Here is a 24,669-nt window from a genome sequence, read left to right on the forward strand (position 1 = left end):
TATCTATTTATTATAGCAATTTTCGACAGCTGTGCCATGAGTTTTTGTAAAATGGTTTATACCTGTACCGGACAAATTCTCTTAGAAGAGCGGCTGACTTCCGCTCCAGGGGACGCTTTCCTCGGGCGGGCGGTGAGCCCTGCGGCTTCGCCACCAGTCTCACCTGTCCCGCTTCTCCCGCAGGAGTCGCCCCCATTCGCTGCAGTCAGCCTGGTTATATTCGTTTGAAATTTTTGATTTTCATTTCGAAAAATAAACATTTAATCTTTTCTACAAATTAAATGACTTGATGGCAGCTTATTTCCGGCTCGCTATTTTATCGATGTTCTCAAGCATGATGCCTGTTCCGATTGCGACACAGTCCATCGGGTTTTCTGCTATGAAAACCGGTACTTTCAATTCTTCAGCAAGCAGGTGATCAATTCCGTGAAGAAGTGCCCCACCGCCTGTCAGAATAACGCCGCGGTCAATGATATCAGCTGACAGCTCAGGAGGTGTTTGTTCCAGAACGTTTTTAGCTGCCTGAACGATCACAGCCACTGATTCGCGAAGTGCTTTTTCAACTTCAGATGAACGGATGGTAATCGTGCGCGGCAGTCCGCTTACCATATCACGTCCGCGGATTTCCATTTCTTCATTGCGGGAATCCGGGAATACCGTTGCAATATTGATTTTGATCGCTTCTGCTGTACGCTCACCGATCAGCAGCTTGTATTCTTTTTTCACATAGTTTAAAATGTCAGAATCGAATTGGTCACCCGCCATTTTGATTGATGACGACGTTACGATATCACCCATTGACAATACAGCTACGTCCGTTGTTCCGCCTCCGATATCCACAACCATGTTTCCGCTCGGCTGGAAGATATCCATGCCGGCACCGATCGCCGCCACTTTTGGTTCTTCTTCAAGGAACACACGTTTACCACCACTTTTTTCAGCTGCTTCACGAATCGCTTTTTGCTCAACACTTGTGATGTTGGTCGGGCAACAGATCAGGATGCGTGGTTTTGATAAAAATCCTTTTACGTTCAGTTTATTGATGAAGTGCTTCAGCATGGCTTCCGTTACGTCAAAGTCTGCGATGACGCCGTCTTTGAGCGGCCGGGTTGCGATGATGTTACCAGGTGTACGGCCCACCATGTTGCGTGCTTCTTCACCTACTGCAAGCACACGGTTTGTTGTTTTATCGATCGCTACAACAGATGGTTCATTTAGAACGATTCCTTTTCCTTTTACGTGGATCAGCAGGTTGGCTGTTCCTAAGTCAATTCCTATATCTTTTGCAAACATCTTACTGGTTGACTCCCTTCTTCTCGCTCACTATTTTTTATATGTTCATATACTCTGATCAAATTAATAAGTATTTATCTAAATCATGTCAGAGAAAAATGATCAGGTTGGATTCTGCAGCAGTCATTTTGGCATACATCGTTTATATCGGGTCAAAATGCACATTGTTTAAAAATAAGCATAGTCCAATAAGTATATCTTACCACAACAAAAACAAGAGGTCATGAACCAAACAAACGTTTGATTCATGACCTCTTATCCATGCTGAACTACTGCTTCTGACCCTCATACTTTTTCTTTGTGGCAAGGCCACCCCTTAAATGGCGTATAGACTTGTGATAATTAAGTATATGTTTTACTTCGTCTGCAAGCGCCGGTTGAAGCTCCGGCAGCCGCTCGGTAAGATCTTTATGAACTGTGCTTTTAGATACACCAAAGGTTTTGGCTGTGGCGCGTACCGTTTCACCCGTCTCAACGATGTGTCTGCCAGCTGAGATCGTTCTCTCCCTGATGTAATCATGCACGATGCCGGCCTCCTATAGGTCCGTTTGTGCATTATATGCCATCAGGAGGCGTCATTATGCTTACTCTGAGAAAGAAATCGGATCAACTGCTACATCATCTTTATATACTTCGAAATGTACATGTGTACCTGCGTCAGGGTTTAGTTCACTCACACCGGATGTTGCGATGACCTGTCCCTGCATAACCTTGTCCCCGTTTGCTACAGCGATATCCTGAACTGCCTGATATCGTGTAACGAGACCATCTTCATGCTCAATTTCCACAGCATTGCCGATAAATGGATCTTCTTGTACCAGTGTAACCGTTCCACTCATCGCAGCTGTTACGTTAAATGATTCACCACTCTGAACAAGATCCACACCCAGATTCGGATAATAAGTCTGATTTACAACAACGAGTGCATTTTGCTGTTCCTCAGCTGATGCTTCCTGATCGTAGAAAGCACGGTGAACCGTTACTGCTGAAGGGTCTTCGACAGGCAAAGCCATCTTTTCAACCTGACTGTTCACTTCTACAGCCTCTTCAGGTCCAAATGTGACGTCCTGCCCGTTTTCTTCATATGAAACTTCCTGCTGCGGATTGACCGCCATTTCCTCATTGCGATCCTGGAGTACGAACACGGTAGTCAAAACGAGTGCCCCGCATCCAAGATACAGCGCCGGTACAGCCCAGCGTTTTTGTGTAAAGCGTTTGAATTTTGTTTTTAGGGTAGATTGAGATTTGTCTCCCTTGATCATTTTCATCACCTCAGCAATCATTTTGAACGGTTAGAGGAAATTCTATACATTGTCACAAATTATTTCTTCAACATTCATCCTGACATGTTACAATCCCGTTAGGATGAATCCGGAAAGGACCTTTTCACGTTATGAAAAAATGGCTTAAGATCATCGTTACTGCACTTCCTTTTCTTTATATGATATTGATTTGGATATTGTCGGGCCTTCCGCATAATGCGGTTGTAGAGCTTCCAAACGGTACCGTAGACCGCTTCTTGAAAGAATCTCTTCACCTCATTGAATTTGGAATTCTTCATTTGCTGTTTATCGCTGCTCTGCTGGTTCATGGACGCCTGACAACGGCTACTCATGCTCTGGCAGCTGTATTTGCTGCTTTTTATGGATTTATTGATGAAATTCATCAGGCATTTGTCCCCTACCGCTCAGCAACCGCCATTGATGCCGTAAAGGATCTGATTGGCGTGCTGCTCGTTTATATGATCGTACAGCGTTTTTACTTCTCAAAACGTTCGAATTGGCTGAGATCTGTTTTTGTAAAGATAGAGGAATGGTTTGGCTATAGAAAAAGAGAAAGCTCTGATCAATGGTGATCAGAGCTTTCTTTTATTGTGTGTAGATTTAATTGTGCCAGGGAGTATGTCTGCTTTACGTTGCGGTGCTGTGGAATGTATACTGCGGCCATGGCTACTAAGTATCAATCATGTGAGGCTTTTGATACTGAATTGACAAACTTCGGGTGTGAGCTCACGAAAGTTCGGACTCAACTCACAAAAGTAGTCGCTGAACTCACAAACTTTACCACTAACCTCACAAATTCACTGCACAACCTCACGAACACAATTTCAATATGACACGAGAGGGCTGTGTTGGCTATGTGGTCTGCGGCCGCGCTACTAAGTATTTATCTTGTGAGGCTTTTGATACTGAACTCACAAACTTCGGGTGTGAGCTCACGAAAGTTCGGACTCAACTCACAAAAGTAGTCGCTGACCTCACAAACTTTACCGCTAACCTCACAAATTCACGGCATAACCTCACGAACTCAATTTTAATATGACATGAGAGGGCTGTGTTGGCTATGTGGTCTGCGGCCGCGCTACTAAGTATTTATCATGTGAGCCTTTTGATACTGAACTCACAAACTTCGGTTGTGAGCTCACGAAAGGACGGACTCAACTCACGAAAGTAGTCGCTGAACTCACAAACTTTACCGCTAACCTCACGAATTCACTGCACAACCTCGCGAACTCATTTATCTATGTGCTACGAGAGATGGCACTGCCTGCTCGATTGGTGAGATCGTGATGTCTTTAAAATAATGGGACACAATTTCTGAATAGTTTTTGCCTTCGAGTGCCATTCCATTCGCGCCATATTGGCTCATTCCGACTCCGTGGCCGTATCCTCTTGTTTCTATCACAACCTGGTCTCCCTGCATGAGCCAGTTAAAGTCTGATGACCGTAAATTTAAGGCTTCCCGGATCTCCCTGCCTGAAAATGTTTTTCCGCCTATTTCGATTGTTTTTACCCGATTTCCGGGGGTCCGTTCTAGAATATTTCCTGCTTCACCTTTAGCAAGTGTAATGCCCAGCTTTTTTTGAAACTCCCCAAGACTGATGGTTACTGTTTCTTCATAGCCCGGCGCTACTTCCTGGTCCCATTTGCTCTCCACCGATTTTAAATAAGGTATATCTTCATTCCAGTAGTCTCCCGCATTCTCAGTCCATCCATTGCTTGTTGAAAAAAAGGAGGCGGTTATGGGTTCCCCTTGATAAGTGATGATCTCTCCTTTTGTTTCCTGAACGGCTTCCTCTATTTTTTTCATTTTCCAATCGAAATCATCTTTCCAGATGGATTTGAGTTCTTCTTTATTTTTGTAGACCTGGTGAGTGGTCGTATCGGTTATTTCAGCACCACCGGGAAGCTCAGGCGCACCTTCTGCCAATATTCTGGTTACATAGGTTCTTGCGGCAAGTGCCTGGGCTTTTAGTGCTTCGATTTCAAATGAAGCCGGCATTTCACTTGCCACTACTCCTGCCACATAGCTTTCAAGGTCGATGGTCTCCACCGTCTGATCCGCATCACGTAATACCGTGATCATCAGCTCCTGATCTTCAGGGGTTTTCTGCTCCTGTAATTCTGGCGTTACTGCTTTCTCTTGAGCGATTGGCTCACTTTTCACGAGGGCCTCTTTATTTACAATTAGTGCAGGTATCAGCAGGATCACAAGAAAGTAAAGAATGGTGAAAAGAATAAGTCGTGTCGTCTGGTTCATCGTCGCTCCTCCTGAATTGGGACATTGTTGAAGCGTATGCCTTTAAAGAATCGATTAGAAGTATGGAGGGATTTTTTATTGACGGTCTTCTGAAGCGTTTAATAAAATGCAAATAAAAATAAAAAAGCAGTATACCCACGCAAAAACGTGTGTATACTGCATATAAACGTATAATTAAGAAATAGAATTCATGATGTATAAGAATAAGAAGGATGAGTTCGGAATTATACGCGTACTGCTTCTTCTCTTGTTTCTGTTTCTTCTTTAATACGTTCTACATCTGCACCAAGTGCAACAAGTTTGCCGTGGAAGTTTACATACCCCCGGTCGAGGTGCTTCAATTCTGTCACCTGTGTACGACCTTCTGATACAAGACCTGCAAGGATGAGTGCTGCTCCTGCACGAAGGTCAGTTGCGGCTACTTCTGCTCCCTGAAGATTGCTTGGCCCATTCATGATAACAGAGCGTCCTTCAATTTTAACGTTTGCATTCATGCGGCGGAACTCTTCAACATGCATAAAGCGGTTTTCAAAAACGGTTTCTGTAATTACACCTGTTCCAGTCGCTTTCAGCATGAGTGCCATCATTTGTGACTGCATATCTGTCGGGAAACCTGGATGCGGCATCGTTTTAATGTCAACGGATTTCAGTTCTCCATTTCCAATGACCCGAAGACCTTCGCCTTCTTCAATGACTGTAACACCCATTTCCTTTAATTTAGCAGTAACAGAAGTTAAATGCTCAGGTACAGCATTCTCAATCAGGACATTACCATTTGTGATCGCTGCAGCAATCATAAATGTTCCTGCCTCGATACGGTCCGGAATAATTGTGTGTTCTGCACCGTGAAGCTCTTCAACACCTTCAATGCGGATCGTGTCTGTTCCGGCTCCCTTGATTTTAGCACCCATTTTATTCATGTAGTTGGCCATATCAACGATTTCAGGCTCTTTTGCACAGTTTTCAATAATGGTTGTACCTTCTGCCAGTGTGGCAGCTGCCATAATGTTTTCAGTCGCCCCTACACTTGGGAAATCAAGATAGATTTTAGCGCCTTTCAGCTTGCCGTCAGCCTTCGCTTCAATAAAGCCATTCCCTACTGTTACCTCAGCACCCATTGCCTCAAAGCCTTTCAGATGAAGATCAATCGGTCGTGAGCCGATAGCACAGCCTCCAGGAAGCGCTACCCTTGCATGACCATTACGTGCTAAAAGCGGACCCATTACCTGAACGGATGCACGCATTTTGCGAACGTATTCGAATGGTGCTTCAATAGCCAGCTCGCTGCTAGCATCTACAATCAGCTTGTTTTCTTCCTTTGTGTAATCAACCTTGGCGTTCAAATGAGTTAATACCTGATTAATGGTACCTACATCAGAAAGTGCCGGCACTTCAAGTAATGTACTTTTTCCTTTTCCCGCAAGCAATGCAGCTGCTAAAATTGGAAGAACTGCATTTTTTGCTCCTTCAACCTTGACTGATCCCTGCAGCGTGTTACCGCCGCGTACGATGATTTTTTCCAAGTGAGTTCCCCTCCGCGTCTTCATTCTTCTATTACTATTCATATTCAACGTTAGTGACTGAAGTGATTGCTCCAATCGCCCAATAGACTCAGTTATCGTTCATCTCAAAAATACAAGTTAACATTTAAAAAACTAAAACATTACACATCTTATCAGTTTGAAACGCTTAAACACAAGAGAAAAAAGTCATAATTCGTCATTTTTCAACCAATTTCATCAATCTTTTACACTTTTATATCGGCAAAGACTAAATTAATTTCAGCTGATTTTCTCTTGTATAGTAAACGTTCCATGTCACATTTGGCCGTATGCTTGAGTATTCCACGGTTGAATAAATTTAAACCACTAAAATCTGCATAAATACAGCATTTTTTTGTTTAGTGCTCTGACTTTCTACCATAAATATGGGAGCTGCTGCGACCAGGTTGTATAGGACAGGAAAAAGTCCGCAACTGATGAACCGATTGCAATACTGACAAGGATAAAAAGAACTCGCGCCTGTAATACGCGGTTTGGCCGGATCGCTTTATCAAAGCGTAACGCCTGCATAGACCAGAACGCTAAAGCAATAAATACAAGATGGATCATCATGCTGATAAGTGCCTGCTGACCAAATACAGTCATCATCTGAACTCCTTTCACTTAGACGTATTAAGTTTATCAAAGGTTTCTTATAATATGGTGAGAATTTGACCGTCTTTCGATCATTTTCGCAAAACAGCCCTTAAGTCATTCCGTGAGGTGACTTATTGTCTACTAATAAAAAAATCAAAATCCGTTCGAAAGTCTTTGATACAACAATGTATTGCTTTCCCGAAGTATTTACAATATAAACATATATTCTTTTAACTATGATTTTGAATGTAAACGCATATACATTTCCATACGGTCGCTTTATATCAATAACATGAAAAAAGCTGTCTGATCCGGCAGGCATTTGCCAATCCGGATCAGACAACCGGTCAATCAAAATTACATTTTGTTTTCGTATACATCAATGCGGTTCATTGCACGGCGAAGTGCAAGTTCTGCGCGTTTGAAGTCAACGTTGTCCTGCTTGGCCTGCAGAAGGCGCTCAGCCCGCTGTTTGGCTTCCTTTGCACGGTCGATATCGATATCTGTCGCCGGCTCTGCAGCCTGCGCAAGAATCGTTACCTTATCAGGACGGACTTCTAAAAAGCCACCCGTTACCGCTACTAACTCTGTGCGTCCTTCTTTTTTCAGGCGGACCGCACCGATTTCAAGAGGAGCAACCATCGGGATGTGCCCTGGCAGAATGCCGAGCTCCCCGCTTTGAGCTTTCGTGCTTACCATTTCTACAGCGGACTCGTACACAGGGCCATCGGGAGTGACGATATTGACGTTAACGGTCTTCATTTTTTCCCCTCCTGGTCCCTAATTATACCTCTACGCCCATGTTCTTCGCAGCTTCGATTACTTCTTCGATACGTCCTACAAGACGGAACGCATCTTCCGGAAGATGGTCGTATTTACCTTCAAGAATGGCCTTAAATCCTGCAATTGTTTCTTTAACAGGAACATAAGAACCTTTTTGGCCGGTAAACTGTTCTGCTACGTGGAAGTTCTGGGAAAGGAAGAACTGAATACGACGTGCACGGGCAACGATCATCTTATCTTCTTCCTGAAGCTCATCCATACCAAGGATGGCAATGATATCCTGAAGTTCTTTATAACGCTGAAGCGTCTGCTGAACTTCACGTGCTACATTATAGTGTTCCTCTCCAACGATTTCAGGCGATAGTGCGCGTGAAGTCGAAGCAAGTGGATCCACGGCAGGGTAAATACCCATTTCAGAAAGCTTACGCTCAAGGTTTGTTGTCGCATCAAGGTGGGCGAATGTAGTCGCCGGAGCCGGATCCGTGTAGTCATCGGCAGGTACATAAATCGCCTGGATTGACGTTACAGAACCAACGTTTGTTGATGTGATACGCTCCTGAAGCTGACCCATTTCAGTTGCAAGAGTAGGCTGGTAACCTACGGCAGATGGCATACGTCCAAGAAGGGCTGATACCTCAGAACCTGCCTGCGTGAAACGGAAGATGTTATCGATAAACAGAAGTACGTCCTGACCCTGTTCATCACGGAAGAATTCAGCCATTGTCAGACCTGACAGGGCAACACGCATACGCGCACCCGGCGGCTCGTTCATCTGACCGAATACCATCGCTGTTTTCTTAATTACGCCTGAATCTGTCATCTCGTGGAAAAGGTCATTTCCTTCACGAGTACGCTCACCAACACCTGCGAATACCGAGATACCGCCGTGCTCCTGTGCGATGTTGTTAATCAGTTCCTGGATTAGTACTGTTTTACCTACACCGGCTCCTCCGAAGAGACCGATCTTACCACCCTTGATGTAAGGAGCAAGCAGGTCAACTACTTTGATTCCCGTTTCAAGGATTTCAGTATCAGTAGAAAGCTGTTCGAACGTTGGTGCAAGACGGTGGATAGGATCACGCTGAACGCTTGCATCAACATCTCCTGCAAGGTCAATCGCTTCTCCAAGCACGTTAAATACGCGTCCAAGTGTTGCATCACCAACTGGAACAGTGATAGGTGAACCAAGGTCTGTTACTTCAGCTCCACGCTTAATACCGTCAGTGGAGGACATGGCAATGGTACGAACAGCGTCGTCACCAAGGTGAAGCGCTACTTCTAACGTCAGTACTTCACCTTCTACGCTGGTTGGTACCGTTAGAGCGTTATAAATATCAGGCAGCTGGCCATTGTCAAACTTAATGTCAACAACTGGACCCATGACCTGTAAAACGCGTCCTTTATTCATTCTTTTCCCTCCTAGCTTGCTGTTAAAAAGCGGGCGGGAAGCCCGCTTTATCTTTTATTCTAACGCTGCCGCCCCACCAACGATCTCTGTAATTTCCTGAGTGATCGCTGCCTGGCGGGCACGGTTATATGATAATGATAATGAATCGATAAGCTCTTTGGCATTATCCGTTGCACTCTTCATTGCTGTCATACGTGCTGCGTGCTCACTTGCTTTTCCATCAAGCAGTGCGCCGTAGATCAGGCTTTCTGCGTACTGTGGTAAAAGCACTTCAAGGATGGCATCAGCAGATGGTTCAAATTCATAAGATGTCAGCTTGTTTGAAACGTTCGCAACATCTGTCAGAGGAAGAACCTTCTTTTCTGTTACCTCCTGTGAAATGGCACTCACAAAGTGGTTGTAGTACATGTAAAGCTCGTCAAACGCTTCATCTGCGTACATACCAACCGCTTTTCCTGTGATTTCTTTAATGTCAGCAAAAGTTGGCTGGTCGGGTAATCCAATGATGCTATCGATGATATTCATGCCTTTTTTCGCAAAGAAGTCACGTCCTACACGTCCAACTGCAAGAATAACGTACTCATCCTTGCTTGAGTGACGGCTGTTGATCGCATTCATTGCTGAACGGATTACGTTGGAGTTATAAGCTCCGGCCAGTCCTCTGTCAGAAGTGATCACGAGATAAGCAGTCTTTTTCACCGGGCGTGATACAAGCATTGGATGCGTTGCGTCTTTTGCACCTACTGCGATGGAGGCTACTACTTCCTGAATCTTGTCCATGTACGGGTTAAATGACTTGGCATTTGACTCGGCACGTGCAAGTTTGGAGGCAGATACCATTTCCATTGCTTTTGTGATCTGACTTGTCTTTTTCGTCGACGTGATTCTGTTTTTAATATCGCGTAACGATGCCACTGGTTCTCACCACCCTTTAATGTTGAATTGCCGGTTCTCTGGAGACTGGCTCCAGAGAATCAACCTTACTCGCTTTTAGCAAATGTCTTTTTGAATCCGTTGATTGCAGCTTCCATAGCGCTGTCTTCCGGCAGACCTTGCGTGGTGCGGATGTGGTCCAGCAGTTCTGTGTGGTTTGAATCCAGCCAGCTCAGGAATTCACCTTCAAAACGGCGAACATCCTCAACCGGAATGTCATCAAGATGTCCTTTTGTTAATGCATAAAGGATCATAACCTGCTTTTCTACTTTAAGCGGCTTGTTCAGGTCCTGCTTCAGTACTTCTACTGTGCGGGCACCACGGTTAAGCTTCGCCTGTGTTGCTTTATCAAGGTCAGAACCGAACTGGGCAAATGCCTCAAGTTCACGGTATGCTGCAAGGTCAAGACGAAGTGTACCAGATACCTTCTTCATCGCTTTGATCTGTGCTGATCCACCTACACGGGATACAGAAAGACCGGCGTTGATCGCTGGACGTACACCCGAGAAGAATAGATCTGACTGAAGGAAGATCTGTCCGTCAGTAATTGAGATTACGTTCGTTGGAATGTAAGCAGAGATATCTCCAGCCTGTGTTTCAACGAATGGAAGGGCAGTGATCGAACCTGCTCCAAGTGTTTCATTCAGCTTCGCTGCACGCTCAAGTAGACGGCTGTGCAGATAGAATACGTCACCAGGATATGCTTCACGACCTGGAGGACGGCGAAGAAGAAGTGAAAGCTCACGATATGCTGCTGCCTGCTTAGAAAGATCATCATATACAACAAGCACGTGCTTGCCGTTTACCATGAATTCTTCACCCATTGTTACCCCTGCATAAGGTGCAAGGAATAATAGCGGTGCCGGCTGTGATGCAGATGCCGTTACAACGATCGAGTAGTCAAGAGCTCCGTGCTTACGAAGTGTTTCAACTGTTCCACGAACCGTTGATTCTTTTTGTCCGATTGCTACATAGATACAGATCATATCCTGGTCCTTCTGGTTCAGGATTGTATCGATTGCAACAGATGTTTTACCCGTCTGACGGTCACCGATGATTAACTCACGCTGACCACGGCCGATTGGTACAAGTGCATCAATCGCCTTGATTCCTGTCTGTAATGGCTCGTGTACTGACTTACGTGCCATAACACCAGGTGCCGGGCTTTCGATTGGACGTGCTTTTGATGTGTTGATTGGTCCAAGACCATCAACCGGCTGTCCAAGCGGGTTTACTACGCGGCCAATCAGTTCTTCTCCAACTGGAACTTCCATGATACGGCCTGTACGGCGAACTTCGTCGCCTTCTTTAATGTCGCGGTATGGTCCAAGAATAATGATACCGACGTTGTTTTCTTCCAGGTTTTGCGCCATACCCATAACGCCGTTAGAGAACTCAACAAGCTCTCCAGCCATAACGTTATCAAGGCCATGAGCACGTGCGATACCGTCACCGATTTCGATAACCGTACCAACCTCCGTTACTTCGATATCCGATTGATAATTTTCAATCTGCTGCTTAATCAGCGCACTGATCTCTTCAGCTTTGATGCTCATGAATGTCACCCCTCATTTCGTGGATCTTATCGTTTCAGTTCACGTTCAAGGCGATTCAGCTTATTGCGCAGTGTACCGTCAAAAATACGGTTTCCAATGCGAATACGTACGCCGCCTAAAAGTGAGCTGTCTACGTGATTATGAATTTCAAGATGCTGCTTACCCACTTTATGGGCAAATGCTGCCGATAAAGCCTGTTTGTCTGCATCTGAGAGTTTTGTTGCTGATGATACGTGTGCAACCGCTGTTCCGCGGGCATTTAACGCTCTTTCAATATACGCATCTGCGACAGCTGCTGCCTCATTAATGCGGCGGCGGTCGATCAGGATGAATAATGTGTGCAGAACGTGTTCAGAAGCTCCGTTAAAGGATGTTGAAATCAACTGCTTCTTTTGATCTTTAGACCATTTAGGTGACTGTAGAATCTGAGCCAGTTCAGGGTTTTCAGAGAAAACCTGACGCACTGTGCGAAGTTCTTCTTCAATCCGGTCTACCTGATGGTGCTGAACCGCAAGCTCAAAAAGTGCCTGGGCATAGCGTGAAGCGACAGTTGATTTGCTCATCGCAGATCCCCTGCCTTTTCAATTGTCTCGTTGATCAGCTTCTGCTGTTCTTCAAGAGTCAATTCTTTCTCAATTACTTTAGATGCTACCAACACAGAAAGGGTTGCAACCTGCTCGCGAAGTGCGGCAACTGCCTGATCTTTCTCTGTTTCGATTTCGCGAAGCGTTGCTTCTTTCATACGCTCAGACTCAGCACGCGCTGCTGTAATGATTTCTTCACGCTGCGCTTCACCTTGTCTGCGGGCGTTTTCGATAAGCTCCTGTGCATCCTGACGAGCTTCTTTTAAAAGCTTGCGCTGCTCTTCAAGCTGCTCTTTCGCTTCTGCACGACTGCGTTCAGCCGCTTCGATCTCACCAGCAATGTGGTCTTCACGCTGTTTCATGATTCCCATTAACGGGCCCCATGCAAATTTCTTAAGTAATGCCATAAGGATAAGGAACATCACTAATTGGAATAGGATGTCTCCTTCACTGAAGCCACCGGCTCCAAGTACAAATGCATCAAGTGTGAACACGCTCGTTTCACTCCCTTCAGAAGTCGATCAAGTCCGAAAACCTTCTATTATATAAGTCATTTAGTTCTGTTTTAAAAAAATACAGAGACAATAACGTGCCTCTTCTTTTGGATCCAGTTCCGGTGCCTAGCCCCTCGAGGTCATAAGTCAAAGATGAACGAGGACAAAACCAGTCCTCTTTTCATCTTCGCCTTATGCTGGTCGGGGCTGAACAAGGCACCTTCACTTTTCTATGATCCAGTTCCGGTTCGCAGGGACTAGCAAACTTCCCACCCTCTCGTCCGATAAGTCAACATCGGCTCACTTCGTTCACCGTGTTTCCTTTATCTCCTTCGAGGGCAGTCCAGTTTGTACGTCCCTAATCGCTCACCTTCACTTTTCTTAAAAAATGGCGAAGGTTCTCTGAGAGTGATCTTCGCCATTTGATCGATGTAGATTATTGACCTTGTACGATGAACGCGATTACTACCGCGATGATCGGAACGGCCTCAACTAGTGCTACCCCGATGAACATTGTAGTTTGAAGCATACCACGTGCTTCTGGTTGACGCGCGATACCTTCTACTGTTTTAGATACGATCAAACCGTTACCGATACCGGCACCAAGTGCTGCCAATCCTACTGCTAGTGCTGCTGCTAAAAGACCAATTGAACCTGTCATTTGGATATATCCTCCTTGTTGTGGGTAATAATTTTTGTAATAAAGGTTTGTTCAATGACTGAACAGGTAAATATATTAATGGTCGTGACTCACTTTGTGCGCCATGTAAACCATCGTTAACATTACGAAAATGAATGCCTGGATTCCACCGATAAAGACAGAGAAACCAAGCCATGCAAGGGTTGGCAATGCTGCTGCCAGGGTACCCCAGACACCTGTTGCCAGACTTCCTGCAAGGAGTCCGAGAAGGATCTCACCTGCATAGATGTTACCGTAAAGACGCAAACCGAGTGTTAACGTGTTTGCAAACTCTTCAATAATCTTCAGCGGGAATAAGAAACCCATTGGACGGAAAAAGTCTTTTCCGTATTCGCTGAAGCCTTTCATGCGAATTCCATAGTAGTGCGTAAGCGCAATTACCATGACAGCAAGAGTCATCGTGATGATTGGATCGGCTGTCGGCGACTTCCACCAGAGATAATGATCATATGTAATCGCAAAAGGTAATCCTAAAAAGTTCGAAATCGCAACATACATAATCAAAGTAATCCCCAGGATGTGAAAGCTTCCACCCGTTTTCCAGTCCATGTTACTCTTGATGATATTCCGCACAAAATCCATAATCCATTCCATAAAGTTCTGCATGCCTGTCGGCTTCATTGCGAGTGTACGCGTTGACAGAACAGCAATCAGGAATACGATGACACTTGCAACGGTTACCATCAGGACATTGGAGAGATTAAAGGTCAGCCCCAAAAATTCTGCTAATGGCGCTTCATGATTCATTTATTTCACCTCTCTTCCCGCTTCTTATGTAAGAGTTGTTGCCAAAAATAATCTATCATAATGACGATGTACACCATCATTAATCCAATTACAGTGGAAATCAAATGAATGAGTTCCGGAAATTCCAGCGCAATCAGCACTGCAGCTCCTGCTGAAGCCATACGGGACAAAGTTCCAAGCGAACGCACTTTCTTTCCTTCATCCAATGCGCGGTCGAACCTTTCCATTCTGTTCTTCATCAGCCATAGATTAAAAAGGCTGAAAGAAGTTCCCAGTATCAGACCGAGAAAAACATCCGGGAAGGGTGTAAATCCCCAGCAAAGGACAAAAATCGATAACAAGTATATTATGTACCTGGTGTATCGCAAGAAGTGCTTTCTAATGTCAGGCATTCTTCTACTCTCCTGAGTCGAAATGATTCACTGTGCGAAGCATCGCGTAAATTCCTGCAGCTAATCCCAGGAGAAGACCGATGATCAAAAACAGCGGTTCTGAATTCCATTGGCGATCAAGCCATCTTCCGCCGAAAATACCGACAAGAATGGAACCAGTTAATTGTGACAGAATGGCTGAGTATAAAGCCATCGCATGGAACGGACGTCTTGACTGACGCATAAGCGCATCCTCACATTCTGAGAATGGAATTGGGGTTGGTATATCAAGGTTTTGACACCTTTGATAAGACTATGAAAACCTTATCATTATACCCTTTAAAAGCATACAATAGGCACCAATCTATGTCAACGCGATCTCGACAAAAAGTTCACAAGATCACATATGCTTTCTTTAGCGTTCACATTTTTGACAAAACGAAGATTTCAGGTGTGTTTTGGTAAGCAGGATGCTTGAGTTGGATGGAGGTTTTATGACATTGGGACGGAAGGATGATGAGGGATCCCACCTGCATAGTGCGCCTGTCAGTCTCTGGGCCAGGCATTTTATCATGGATCCAGAAAAAGACTTTGATGGAATTGTGCACTGATTTGATGGAATGATCGAATTTTGTGAAGGAATCCGGCAGCTTTAGTGATGGAATAAAGGTGATCGGTAGACTGAGTGAAGGAATTAACTTCTGGAAAGAATGAATTAAAATCTGAATAGAAGGGATTTATTTTTAGAAAGAGGGAATCTTTCACTTTAGTGATGGAATCCAATAGAGCTCTCAACTTGGACTCTTTCCCAGTCCGTCTTCCCACTTAAGATCCCAACATAAAACCGCACTTCTTTCCATAAAAAAACCGGAACCACTCATTAAGAGTATAGTTCCGGTTTCAAACCATTTCTTACAACACTTTAAACGTCTCTGGGCGCTCGTCCGTTTCCTTGAAATAATAACGGATCGCATCTGCAATTCTCTCGGATGCTTTGCCATCACCATAAGGATTTGACGCCTGAGCCATTGCTTTGTATGCTGCTTCATCAGTCAGCAGTTCAGTTGCCATTGAATAAATCTGTTTTTCTTCAATTCCGGCAAGCTTCAGAGTTCCGGCTTTAATTCCTTCCGGACGCTCGGTTGTATCACGAAGAACAAGTACAGGTACACCAAGTGAAGGCGCTTCTTCCTGCACACCACCTGAATCGGTCAGGATCAGGTGTGCTTTTGATGCAAAGTTGTGGAAATCGATGACATCAAGCGGCTCGATCAGGTGAATACGGTCATCTCCGCCAAGAATGTCCTGCGCAATTTCCCGAACGGCAGGGTTCAGGTGGACAGGATAAACGACTTGAACGTCTTTTTGCTCATCTACTACCCGTTTAATCGCGCGGAACATGTTTTTCATCGGTTCACCGAGATTTTCACGACGGTGAGCCGTCACAAGAATCAGTCGGTCATTGCCTAACCCGTCAAGGATGTCACTTGTGTAATTTTCATCTACTGTCGTAGAAAGTGCGTCGATCGCTGTATTTCCTGTAACAAAAATCGTTTCCTCTTTTTTGTTTTCGTTTAAGAGGTTTTGCGCTGATTGATCTGTCGGCGCAAAATGAAGGTCCGCCATGACACCAGTGAGCTGACGGTTCATCTCTTCAGGGTAAGGCGAGTATTTATTCCACGTGCGAAGACCCGCTTCCACGTGGCCGACTGCAATCTGGTTGTAAAATGCAGCAAGGCTCGCTACAAATGTGGTCGTTGTATCACCGTGAACAAGAACGATATCAGGTTTTGTTTCCTGCATCACTTTTTCAAGACCTTCGAGCGCACGTGTTGTAATGCCTGACAATGTCTGGCGATCTTTCATAATGTTCAGGTCATAGTCCGGTGTTATTCCAAATATCTCAAGTACCTGATCCAGCATTTGTCTGTGCTGTGCTGTCACCGTTACAATCGGCTCAAATTTATCGGACTGCTTTTTTAATTCCAAAACCAGCGGAGCCATTTTGATGGCCTCAGGACGCGTACCAAAAATCGTCATGACTTTAATTCGTTTCGACATGAATAATCTCCTCGTACAGGTTTATTTTGTTCCAAACAAACGGTCGCCGGCGTCACCAAGACCCGGTACGATATAACCTTTTTCATTCAGCTTTTCATCGAGGGCAGCAATGTAGATGTCTACATCATCATGTGCTTTTTTGATCTCCTCTACGCCTTCAGGTGCGGCAACGAGGCAAAGGAACTTAATGTTTTTTGCTCCACGCTTTTTCAGGGAGTTGATCGCTTCAACCGCTGATCCGCCCGTTGCAAGCATTGGGTCAACCAGGATAAAATCGCGCTCTTCCACGTCAGACGGAAGCTTGACGTAATATTCAACAGGCTTTAATGTTTCAGGATCGCGGTATAGGCCCACGTGTCCAACCTTCGCTGCCGGAATCAGCTTCAGGATCCCGTCAACCATTCCGATTCCTGCTCGCAGGATTGGCACGATCGCCAGTTTTTTACCGGATAGGACTTTTCCTTTTGTTGCACTTACCGGTGTTTGAAGATCAATTTCCTCTAAAGGCAGGTCGCGTGTGATTTCAAATGCCATCAGTGTTGCCACTTCATCCACCAATTCACGGAAATCCTTTGTTCCTGTTTTTTCATCACGGATAAATGTCAGCTTATGCTGAATTAACGGATGGTTAAATACGTGTACTTTTCCCACACCAGTCACTCCTCTTTTTGTGTCGAACTGAATGAGCAGCATTCGCCCCGCTCATTTCATCTTCACTGCTATGTTGTAAAACGTTCCTTCTATTATAAAACAAATCCTTACGAAAGTTATCACACTTCCGATTTTTTGACAAGAACCGTATGAAGGAATGGCCCTGCAACCGCTAAAAAGGCCCCCGTTAAGGGACCTCTTTCATTAAACGTATAGTTCAAAACGACTTGTGATCGCTTCTACTTTGTCCGCTGCTTCCTTCAGCTTCGCTTCATCTTCATGGTTCTTTAGCACGTCTGCAATGAGCTCGGCAATTTCAACCATTTCCGCTTCTTTAAATCCGCGTGATGTAACAGCTGGTGTTCCGATACGGATACCGCTTGTGACAAACGGACTTTCCGGATCGAAAGGAATCGTGTTTTTGTTTACAGTGATGCCGATATCATCAAGTACCTTCTCAGCCACTTTACCCGTAAGATTCAGAGAGCGTAGGTTTACAAGAACGAGGTGATTGTCCGTTCCGTCAGATACGATATCAATCCCCTGATTTTTAAATGCTTCAGCCATCGCCTGTGCATTTTTGACAACCTGATCAATATATTCTTTAAAGTCAGGCTTCAGCGCTTCACCAAAGGCTACCGCTTTCGCTGCAATCACATGCATAAGCGGGCCACCCTGAACGCCAGGGAAAATAGATTTATCAATCTTTTTCGCAAATTCTTCTCTGCAAAGAATCATTCCGCCACGTGGTCCACGAAGTGTTTTGTGTGTTGTCGTTGTCACGAAGTCTGCATGCGGCACAGGGCTTGGATGAGCACCTGTTGCAACAAGACCTGCAATATGGGCCATATCAACCATTAAGTAGGCACCAACCTCATCAGCAATCTCGCGGAATTTCGCGAAATCAATTGTGCGTGAGTAGGCACTCGCACCAGCCACAATCAGCTTCGGCTTATGCTCAAGTGCTTTCTGGCGCACATCTTCATAATCAATACGCTCGTCTTTTTCAGAAACGCCGTAATCGACAAAATTATATAGTTCCCCACTGAAGTTAACAGGGCTTCCGTGCGTTAAATGACCTCCATGAGACAGATTCATGCCAAGCACTGTATCTCCAGGCTCAAGAATCGTGAAATAAACCGCCATGTTGGCCTGTGCACCTGAATGAGGCTGCACGTTCGCGTGCTCTGCACCAAAAATCTCTTTCGCGCGGTCGCGTGCCAGATTTTCAGCAACATCCACATACTCACATCCGCCATAGTAGCGGCGGCCCGGATAACCTTCAGCGTATTTATTCGTTAATACAGATCCTTGCGCTTCCATGACTGCTTCACTTACAAAATTCTCTGATGCGATCAGCTCAATTTTCGTACGCTGACGTTTCAGTTCATTCTGCATTGCTTCAAACAATGCCTGATCCTGCTGTTGAATCTTATTCATTGTGTGTGAATCCTCCCTCATGTCATCGTCGGGACCCGTCCCGTCGTGGTCAAAAATCAACTTAATCTTAACATGATTTTAACGATTGTGAAAATAGAGATTGTGAAGGAATAGACAAATAGGTTGTTAGAATCGCTAATGAGGTGAAGTATTACACAAGAGTACCAGATCATTCCAAACGAATGACCTGGTACGGGTATTATCATTTCACAGCCTAAAACGTCAAATTAGTTTCTTCTCCTGTCCGTTCAAATAAAACCTTATGGCATCGCTGAACATCATGAAGGAGTTTTTCAGGAGCTGCATCCAATCTTAAAAGGTCTATTTTCAACAATGTTTCAAGCTCTTCTATCTCCTGGCATAACAACAGCCACGAATCATTTGATAGTCCAGGCGCTTCAAGCGCTAAATCAACATCTGATCTTTCTTGATAATCCCCATGTGCTCTTGAACCAAATAATAAAAGTCTTTTAACGTCCGGATAGGCAGCAACAATGTCAATCAGGTTATTTTTAAGATTAACAGGAATCAACTTGACCCCTCCTGATATTTATTCAAAACAAACTCACTTACCCTTTTCATTTCAGGAAAATACTGATGAATGTGTGCAAGTATTTCACGGGCTAATTCCTCATTATACGTATGTGACGTTTCATTCCGGTCCTTCAGCATTTGAAGCCACGCGCTCTCGTCATTTAACCATCCCGCTTGATATGCTTCTTTTAAAGCTTCTTTAGGTGTTTTAGTCTCTATCCCCTCTGATTGAAGAGCCCTTTTTAACGTCTTCCAAAAAAGTTCAATGGTAAATTCAAACCGTTGTATCGTTCCATCTACAATAAGTGGATTCGTTGCATCTTCTGATAAAGCTTCTTCGAGTCTTGTGACGGCCAGCTTAAGATTATTCAGGCTGTTTAATAACTTACGATGATTAACGTCCATTTTTGTACCTCCCTGCTCACTTTAACTTCTTGCTTACTATTATAGATGAATCGTTATAGAAAAAACCGGCTCTACGGCCGGTTTTTGGTTTATTCAAGCTCATATACTGCTCTCGCTCCGCCGATCAGCTTCGGGCGGGTGCGGGCGAGTGTGATGTGTGCTTCACCGAGTGTTTTGGTACTGACACGGACAGGGACGGCGACCGGTTTTAAATGCATGCCAATGAGCGTATCCCCGATATCGATTCCGCCATGTGCCTGAATACGTTCAACGGCTACAGGATCTTTAAAATGACGGTAAGCGTAGGAAGCCATCGCACCCCCGGCTTTACGGACAGGAACGACTGTCACTTCATCGAAGCCATACTTTTCCGCTGCTTCCCGCTCCATGATCAGCGCACGGTTAATATGCTCGCAGCCCTGAAACGCCAGATGAATGCCAGTCTGTTCAGAAAAGGTTTTGAACCCATCAAACAAATCAGCTGCCACTTCATCTGTCCCCGAAGTTCCAATCTTCTGCCCGATCACTTCAGATGTAGAGCAGCCAATAACAAAAAGCTGACCTTTTTTCAAAGAAGACTGTTCCTGATATTCATTCAAAATTTCCAGCAATTCCTGGTTCATTGCGATTCCTCTTTTCGTTAAGATTCCTGCGCTTCAAACTCAGTAATTTTGCCTACACGATTAGCGTGACGTCCGCCTTCATATTCTTCAGACAGCCAGATTCTTGCAATATCACGTGCAAGTCCTGGTCCAACGACACGTTCACCCATCGCAAGCATGTTGGAATCGTTGTGCCCGCGCGTCGCTTTTGCACTGAACGTATCATGAACAAGCGCACAGCGGATTCCCTTTACTTTATTCGCTGCAATACTCATGCCAATACCTGTCCCGCAAATCAGAATACCGCGGTCAAATTCACCTGACGCGACTTTTTTTGCGACAGGCAGTGCATAGTCAGGATAATCGACAGACCCTTCACAGTCACACCCGAAGTCCTCGAATGGGATTTCCATTTCCGTTAATAAATCAGCGATTTCTTTTCGTAAATTAATTCCGCCGTGATCTGATGCCAATGCTACCTTCATTAGTAAAGATCCTCCTTTATTGCTGGCTCTGCTTTTGAAGATTCGCCAGCATGCCATCCATTAAGTGATTAATTTCTCTGAACGTCTGTCTGTACATATCAACTGAACCGCCATAAGGGTCTGAAATATCCAGCCCCATTCCTGACGCAAATTCCTTTAAGGTGAAGATACGATCTGCTGCAAACGGATATTGATCCATCAGCATCGCTTTGTGAGCGCTTGTCATGGCAAACACGTAATCCGCCCAGTGTACATCACTCTGGTTCACGGTATGAGAACGGTGATCATGGGAAAGTCCCTGCTCATCCATTACCTGTTGCGCGTTATGAGAAGCTCTTCCGCCCTCCATCGCAAATAATCCGGCTGACCGGACTTCTATTTTCTCTTCAAGACGATTTTTCAAAATCGCTTCTGCCATAGGACTCCTGCACGTATTTCCTGTGCATACAAATAGGATCCTCATGACTGCACCCCCTGTAAAATTCCTTTACGTTCTAGGTTTTCCTATACCTTGCACCTTATTCTATCACAATTTAGACACTTTTTCGCGCGGGAGGGTTTTGAAGCAAGCGGTTAATTAAACGTTTGTTTGATGATGGTATTGAGAGATTTATTGCATAAGGTTGGGGGCGTGACTCCGCGGGAATTGTATCGTTCGTGAAGGTTTTTAAATCGAAAGAAAGGATTTTTTATTCAATCGATTGAGAGAATTTATGTACTGTTCAAATTTTTAATTGTATCGTTCCACTTCAGAGCCACCATTTTTGTTATGTTCCTGCTGTTTTTCACATCGAATCAACTCTGCATTTGTATCGTTTCAAAACTTATTTGTACTGTTCGCCACGAACAGCCTCCCAGTTCGTAAACCAAAATAAAACCCCCGATGATCACCATCAGAGGTTTCTGCTATCCTGTATACGGTCCGCTGCTTTCACGCACTAACAGTGATGTTGGCAGCACGACTTTTTTGGCAATGGTCCGCTTCAGATTGATTTGTTCGAGCAGCAGATCAATCGCTGCTTCTCCCATGTATTCTGTATGGACCTGAATGGTGGTCAGGGATGGCTGCAGATAGCGGGACATTTCGATATCATTGAAGCCGACGATGGAGACCTGTTCAGGTACGCGGACCCCTTTTTCATGAAGGGCACGCATGGCACCGATGGCCATCGAGTCACTTCCCATGATAAATGCCGAGGGACCATTCTTAAGCTTCAGCGCTTCCTTCATCATGGCATAGCCGTCTTCAGCGGTGAACTTCCCGGTCCAGATAAAGGCAGGATCAAACGTATGATAAAGAGACAGGTATTCATAGAATGTCACTTCACGCTCATCCTTGATCAGTTCGTCGCCGTGCACATATTCATGTCCACCGATGTAGCCGATACGCTCGTGCCCGAGATCAATGAGGTGACGCAGTACATCAATCATCGCTTTTCTGAAGTCAACGACAACGGAGTCTACCTGGTCAGATGGTGTGAAATCGACGAGTACGAGCTTGTCTGTCCATTTTTTAAATTCATCCAGATCTTCCACACTGAATTTCCCGACTGCAATGATTCCGTCAAGTGCAGCATCATTGCGGACCCGGAATGTGTCCTGATTTTTATACAATTTGACAAGGTTGATGCTCCTATCCACACAGGCGCGTTCAACGCCCAGCCGCACAGAAAGATAATAAGGATCCTCTAACTCCTGCTCCTCTGAGTACCAGTAGACAAGCCCCACCCGCAATGTTTTGGATTTTTTCACGGTTGCTTTTCGCCTGACTCCCTGGTAATTCATTTCCTTTGCAATCGTCATGACGCGATCCCTTGTTTCTGTCGTAACAGACAGACTGACATCGTCATTCAGTACACGGGAAACGGTTGCGAGCGAAACACCCGCTCTTGTTGCAATATCTTTTAATGTTGCCATTTTCGATCACCACCCATCGTTCTCCGGTTCAGATATTTTATCAGCACTCAGGGAAGACACTTCTCCCCTGAGATTTATTATTTTTCACTTACGTTAACTTTACCACTTTCGAACCATAAGGCGGTAGTGATTCACCCATCACCTTTTGTTCGATCCCGGTATGGTTCATCAGGAAGAGATGATTATCGCGTTTTACCGCCTCTGTCCCCTCCGGCGTTTCAGCATGCCAGATCCCGTGCTCCTGAATCAGATTCAGTGCAAGCGGCTCAAGGTCAGTTGTGGCAAGACCCGTTGCGAGGTAATACACCTTTCCTTCACCAAATGAATTTACAGTCATCGCTGCACGTTCTTCATAGAATTCATCGGCATACTTATATAGCACGTCTGCCGTTGTAACTGTAACCAGATCGCGCCATACTCTTCCTTCTGCCTTTTTGCCGTCAGTGGATTGTACCGGAACGGACTGGTGAGCAGCTAATGCTTCTGTTTCGTAAATTTCAATACCCGCAAGCTCTGCTACCGGCCCCGGCAGCGTCTGTTTGAAGTGAATATTGTTGTCGCGGTCCTTTAAGCCTGCGCGGAACGAGAAGATGATCGTGCCTCCCGCTTCAGCGAACGACGTCAGACGGGCAGCGAGTTCATCATCAATGATCTGCATTACAGGAACGAGCAATACGCGATATTTTGCAAAATCACGATCAGCCGGGATCACGTCGATGGATGCATTATGACGATAGAACGGCGTATAAAGACGCATCAGTTCTGCGTTGAAATCAAAACTCGCACTCTGCACCTGAGATTTCCAAGACCAGATATTATCGTAATCATAGAGGACGGCAATATCTGACTCGACTTTTTGGTTCAACACATTTTCATAAGGAAGAATTTCACTGAACAGTGATTGAACCTCTTTAAATTTACGTCCGTAGCGGTTATCCTGATCCACCACACCGAAGCAGAACTGTTCAGCTCCTTTTGTCATCCCGCGCCAGCGGAAGTACAGCATGTTGGTACAGCCATGGGCAAATGCCTGGTAGGACCACATTTTCGCCTGATTTGGCCGTGGCAGATAGCCAATGACGTTATGACCCTGTGCTCCCATCAGTTCCTCTACGATCCAGTAGTTCTGATCTTTCAGCCCGCGGTTGAAATCATGCGTCATCGCGATCGCGGCAGGTGGAATCGGTTCAGTTAAGCCGCCCCACACAGGATAATTATCGTAAGAAACAAAATCCATCGGACGAACGTTTTCTGCATGATCAAAGGCTTTATCGAAAAATCCGCCGGAAACATTGGTTGTAATCGGCTGGTGAGCACCCGCGTATTTTCTCGCAACGTCTGTCATCCGGTGTGCAAAACCGTTCACGGATTCGGAGCGGAAGCGTGAATAATCCAGCTTCAGTGAAGGGTTGTGCGTGGTCACAGTCGGAACAGGCATCGGAATCTCTGAGAATTCATTGTACGTCTGTCCCCAGAAAATCGTGCCCCAGCGTTCATTTAATTCTTCAACAGTCTTATATTTCTTTTCAAGGAACTGATGGAAACTGCTGTGACACTGTTCACAGAAGCACCAGTCGCTGCCTTCGTGGCCAAATTCATTATCGATCTGCCAGGCTACGACTGCCGGTTCATTGGCATAGTGCTTCACGACTTCCTCAGTGATTTTTGCTGCATAGCGGTTGTATTCATCTGAGTTGAAGCAGTATTGACGTCTCCCACCAAATGCACGCACATGCCCATATTCGTCTTTAGATAAAATGGAAGGATGTTTTTTAGCAAGCCAAGCGGGGAAAGTGGCTGTCGGGGTTCCAAACATCACATCAATGCCGCGCTTTTTGGCTTCTTCAATTACTTTATCAAAAAAGGAAAAATCAAAAGACCCTTCTGTTGATTCCATCAGGTGCCAGGCAAATTCCCCGATACGGATCATATTGGCACCCAGCTCTTTTATTCCGTCTAAATCCTTTTCAAGCATATCCTCCGGCCAGTGCTCCGGATAATAATCGACTCCCACATACATCGTCTGA

The 24,669-nt window shown here is 45.1% G+C and carries 27 protein-coding genes; 1 reads left to right on the forward strand and 26 read right to left on the reverse strand.

The window, feature by feature from the left end; genetic code table 11:
- Positions 1–297: 297 nt before the first annotated feature.
- The 3 genes from mreB to H7968_RS01240 all read right to left on the reverse strand — a co-directional run bounded on the left by mreB (position 298) and on the right by H7968_RS01240 (position 2,555).
- Complete coding sequence (mreB, locus tag H7968_RS01230) at positions 298–1,293, reverse strand: rod shape-determining protein (protein WP_227394441.1); 996 nt, start codon at positions 1,291–1,293, stop codon at positions 298–300.
- A gap of 269 nt (positions 1,294–1,562) precedes the next feature.
- A complete protein-coding gene (gene spoIIID / locus H7968_RS01235) occupies positions 1,563–1,817 on the reverse strand; it encodes a sporulation transcriptional regulator SpoIIID (protein WP_227394442.1) in 255 nt (84 codons plus the stop codon).
- Between the two features lie 60 nt (positions 1,818–1,877).
- Complete coding sequence (locus tag H7968_RS01240) at positions 1,878–2,555, reverse strand: M23 family metallopeptidase (RefSeq protein WP_227394443.1); 678 nt, start codon at positions 2,553–2,555, stop codon at positions 1,878–1,880.
- A gap of 131 nt (positions 2,556–2,686) precedes the next feature.
- Between H7968_RS01240 and H7968_RS01245 the strand changes: the two genes are divergently transcribed.
- A complete protein-coding gene (locus tag H7968_RS01245; protein ID WP_227394444.1) occupies positions 2,687–3,148 on the forward strand; it encodes a VanZ family protein in 462 nt (153 codons plus the stop codon).
- Positions 3,149–3,810: 662 nt separating this feature from the next.
- Here H7968_RS01245 and spoIID read toward each other — a convergent pair.
- The 23 genes from spoIID to H7968_RS01360 form a co-directional block, all read right to left on the reverse strand.
- Entirely contained in the window at positions 3,811–4,833 is a 1,023-nt protein-coding gene (spoIID, locus tag H7968_RS01250) for a stage II sporulation protein D (RefSeq protein WP_227394445.1), read from the reverse strand.
- Between the two features lie 224 nt (positions 4,834–5,057).
- On the reverse strand, positions 5,058–6,356 hold the full coding sequence (gene murA / locus H7968_RS01255; RefSeq protein WP_227394446.1) for a UDP-N-acetylglucosamine 1-carboxyvinyltransferase: 1,299 nt from the start codon (positions 6,354–6,356) through the stop codon (positions 5,058–5,060).
- 393 nt (positions 6,357–6,749) lie between these two features.
- The gene (locus tag H7968_RS01260; RefSeq protein ID WP_227394447.1) at positions 6,750–6,983 is read right to left on the reverse strand and encodes a DUF1146 family protein; all 234 of its coding nucleotides are present in this window, start codon (positions 6,981–6,983) and stop codon (positions 6,750–6,752) included.
- A gap of 345 nt (positions 6,984–7,328) precedes the next feature.
- On the reverse strand, positions 7,329–7,733 hold the full coding sequence (locus H7968_RS01265) for a F0F1 ATP synthase subunit epsilon (RefSeq protein WP_227394448.1): 405 nt from the start codon (positions 7,731–7,733) through the stop codon (positions 7,329–7,331).
- A gap of 22 nt (positions 7,734–7,755) precedes the next feature.
- On the reverse strand, positions 7,756–9,162 hold the full coding sequence (atpD, locus tag H7968_RS01270) for a F0F1 ATP synthase subunit beta (RefSeq protein WP_227394449.1): 1,407 nt from the start codon (positions 9,160–9,162) through the stop codon (positions 7,756–7,758).
- Between the two features lie 54 nt (positions 9,163–9,216).
- Positions 9,217–10,077, reverse strand: a complete 861-nt coding sequence (locus H7968_RS01275) for a F0F1 ATP synthase subunit gamma (protein WP_134375489.1) — start codon at positions 10,075–10,077, stop codon at positions 9,217–9,219.
- 65 nt (positions 10,078–10,142) lie between these two features.
- The gene (gene atpA / locus H7968_RS01280) at positions 10,143–11,651 is read right to left on the reverse strand and encodes a F0F1 ATP synthase subunit alpha (protein ID WP_134375487.1); all 1,509 of its coding nucleotides are present in this window, start codon (positions 11,649–11,651) and stop codon (positions 10,143–10,145) included.
- Positions 11,652–11,677: 26 nt separating this feature from the next.
- Positions 11,678–12,214 (reverse strand): F0F1 ATP synthase subunit delta, encoded by a 537-nt coding sequence (locus H7968_RS01285; RefSeq protein WP_227394450.1) that lies wholly within the window; start codon positions 12,212–12,214, stop codon positions 11,678–11,680.
- The gene (gene atpF, locus H7968_RS01290; RefSeq protein ID WP_227394451.1) at positions 12,211–12,729 is read right to left on the reverse strand and encodes a F0F1 ATP synthase subunit B; all 519 of its coding nucleotides are present in this window, start codon (positions 12,727–12,729) and stop codon (positions 12,211–12,213) included. Before atpF ends, H7968_RS01285 begins: the two co-directional genes overlap by 4 nt.
- Before the next feature lie 436 nt (positions 12,730–13,165).
- Positions 13,166–13,378: a F0F1 ATP synthase subunit C gene (gene atpE, locus H7968_RS01295; RefSeq protein WP_134375595.1), complete on the reverse strand. Its 213-nt coding sequence runs from the start codon at positions 13,376–13,378 to the stop codon at positions 13,166–13,168.
- 87 nt (positions 13,379–13,465) lie between these two features.
- A complete protein-coding gene (gene atpB, locus H7968_RS01300; RefSeq protein WP_227394452.1) occupies positions 13,466–14,176 on the reverse strand; it encodes a F0F1 ATP synthase subunit A in 711 nt (236 codons plus the stop codon).
- 5 nt (positions 14,177–14,181) lie between these two features.
- Positions 14,182–14,568, reverse strand: coding sequence for an ATP synthase subunit I (locus tag H7968_RS01305; RefSeq protein WP_227394453.1), 387 nt, complete (start codon positions 14,566–14,568; stop codon positions 14,182–14,184).
- A 4-nt stretch (positions 14,569–14,572) separates the two neighbouring features.
- Positions 14,573–14,791 carry an AtpZ/AtpI family protein gene (locus tag H7968_RS01310; RefSeq protein ID WP_134375478.1) on the reverse strand — a complete coding sequence of 73 codons (219 nt, stop codon included), beginning with the start codon at positions 14,789–14,791 and terminating at the stop codon, positions 14,573–14,575.
- 668 nt (positions 14,792–15,459) lie between these two features.
- Positions 15,460–16,608 (reverse strand): non-hydrolyzing UDP-N-acetylglucosamine 2-epimerase, encoded by a 1,149-nt coding sequence (wecB, locus tag H7968_RS01315; protein WP_227394454.1) that lies wholly within the window; start codon positions 16,606–16,608, stop codon positions 15,460–15,462.
- Positions 16,609–16,629: 21 nt separating this feature from the next.
- Positions 16,630–17,259, reverse strand: a complete 630-nt coding sequence (upp, locus tag H7968_RS01320; protein WP_134375476.1) for a uracil phosphoribosyltransferase — start codon at positions 17,257–17,259, stop codon at positions 16,630–16,632.
- 204 nt (positions 17,260–17,463) lie between these two features.
- Positions 17,464–18,699, reverse strand: a complete 1,236-nt coding sequence (locus tag H7968_RS01325) for a serine hydroxymethyltransferase (RefSeq protein WP_227394455.1) — start codon at positions 18,697–18,699, stop codon at positions 17,464–17,466.
- A gap of 214 nt (positions 18,700–18,913) precedes the next feature.
- Positions 18,914–19,231: a nucleotidyltransferase domain-containing protein gene (locus tag H7968_RS01330; protein WP_227394456.1), complete on the reverse strand. Its 318-nt coding sequence runs from the start codon at positions 19,229–19,231 to the stop codon at positions 18,914–18,916.
- Entirely contained in the window at positions 19,228–19,638 is a 411-nt protein-coding gene (locus tag H7968_RS01335) for a nucleotidyltransferase substrate binding protein (RefSeq protein ID WP_227394457.1), read from the reverse strand. The genes H7968_RS01330 and H7968_RS01335 overlap by 4 nt, the downstream gene beginning before the upstream one ends.
- Positions 19,639–19,727: 89 nt before the next feature.
- On the reverse strand, positions 19,728–20,261 hold the full coding sequence (locus tag H7968_RS01340; protein WP_227394458.1) for a TIGR01440 family protein: 534 nt from the start codon (positions 20,259–20,261) through the stop codon (positions 19,728–19,730).
- Between the two features lie 17 nt (positions 20,262–20,278).
- Positions 20,279–20,725, reverse strand: a complete 447-nt coding sequence (gene rpiB / locus H7968_RS01345) for a ribose 5-phosphate isomerase B (protein ID WP_134375468.1) — start codon at positions 20,723–20,725, stop codon at positions 20,279–20,281.
- A 16-nt stretch (positions 20,726–20,741) separates the two neighbouring features.
- On the reverse strand, positions 20,742–21,188 hold the full coding sequence (locus tag H7968_RS01350) for a low molecular weight protein arginine phosphatase (RefSeq protein WP_227394459.1): 447 nt from the start codon (positions 21,186–21,188) through the stop codon (positions 20,742–20,744).
- Positions 21,189–21,631: 443 nt separating this feature from the next.
- Complete coding sequence (locus tag H7968_RS01355; RefSeq protein WP_227394460.1) at positions 21,632–22,642, reverse strand: LacI family DNA-binding transcriptional regulator; 1,011 nt, start codon at positions 22,640–22,642, stop codon at positions 21,632–21,634.
- 88 nt (positions 22,643–22,730) lie between these two features.
- Complete coding sequence (locus H7968_RS01360) at positions 22,731–24,662, reverse strand: beta-galactosidase (RefSeq protein ID WP_227394461.1); 1,932 nt, start codon at positions 24,660–24,662, stop codon at positions 22,731–22,733.
- Positions 24,663–24,669 lie beyond the last annotated feature (7 nt).

Origin of the sequence: Jeotgalibacillus aurantiacus (genome assembly GCF_020595125.1) — a bacterium.
GTDB classification, from domain to species: domain Bacteria; phylum Bacillota; class Bacilli; order Bacillales; family Jeotgalibacillaceae; genus Jeotgalibacillus; species Jeotgalibacillus aurantiacus.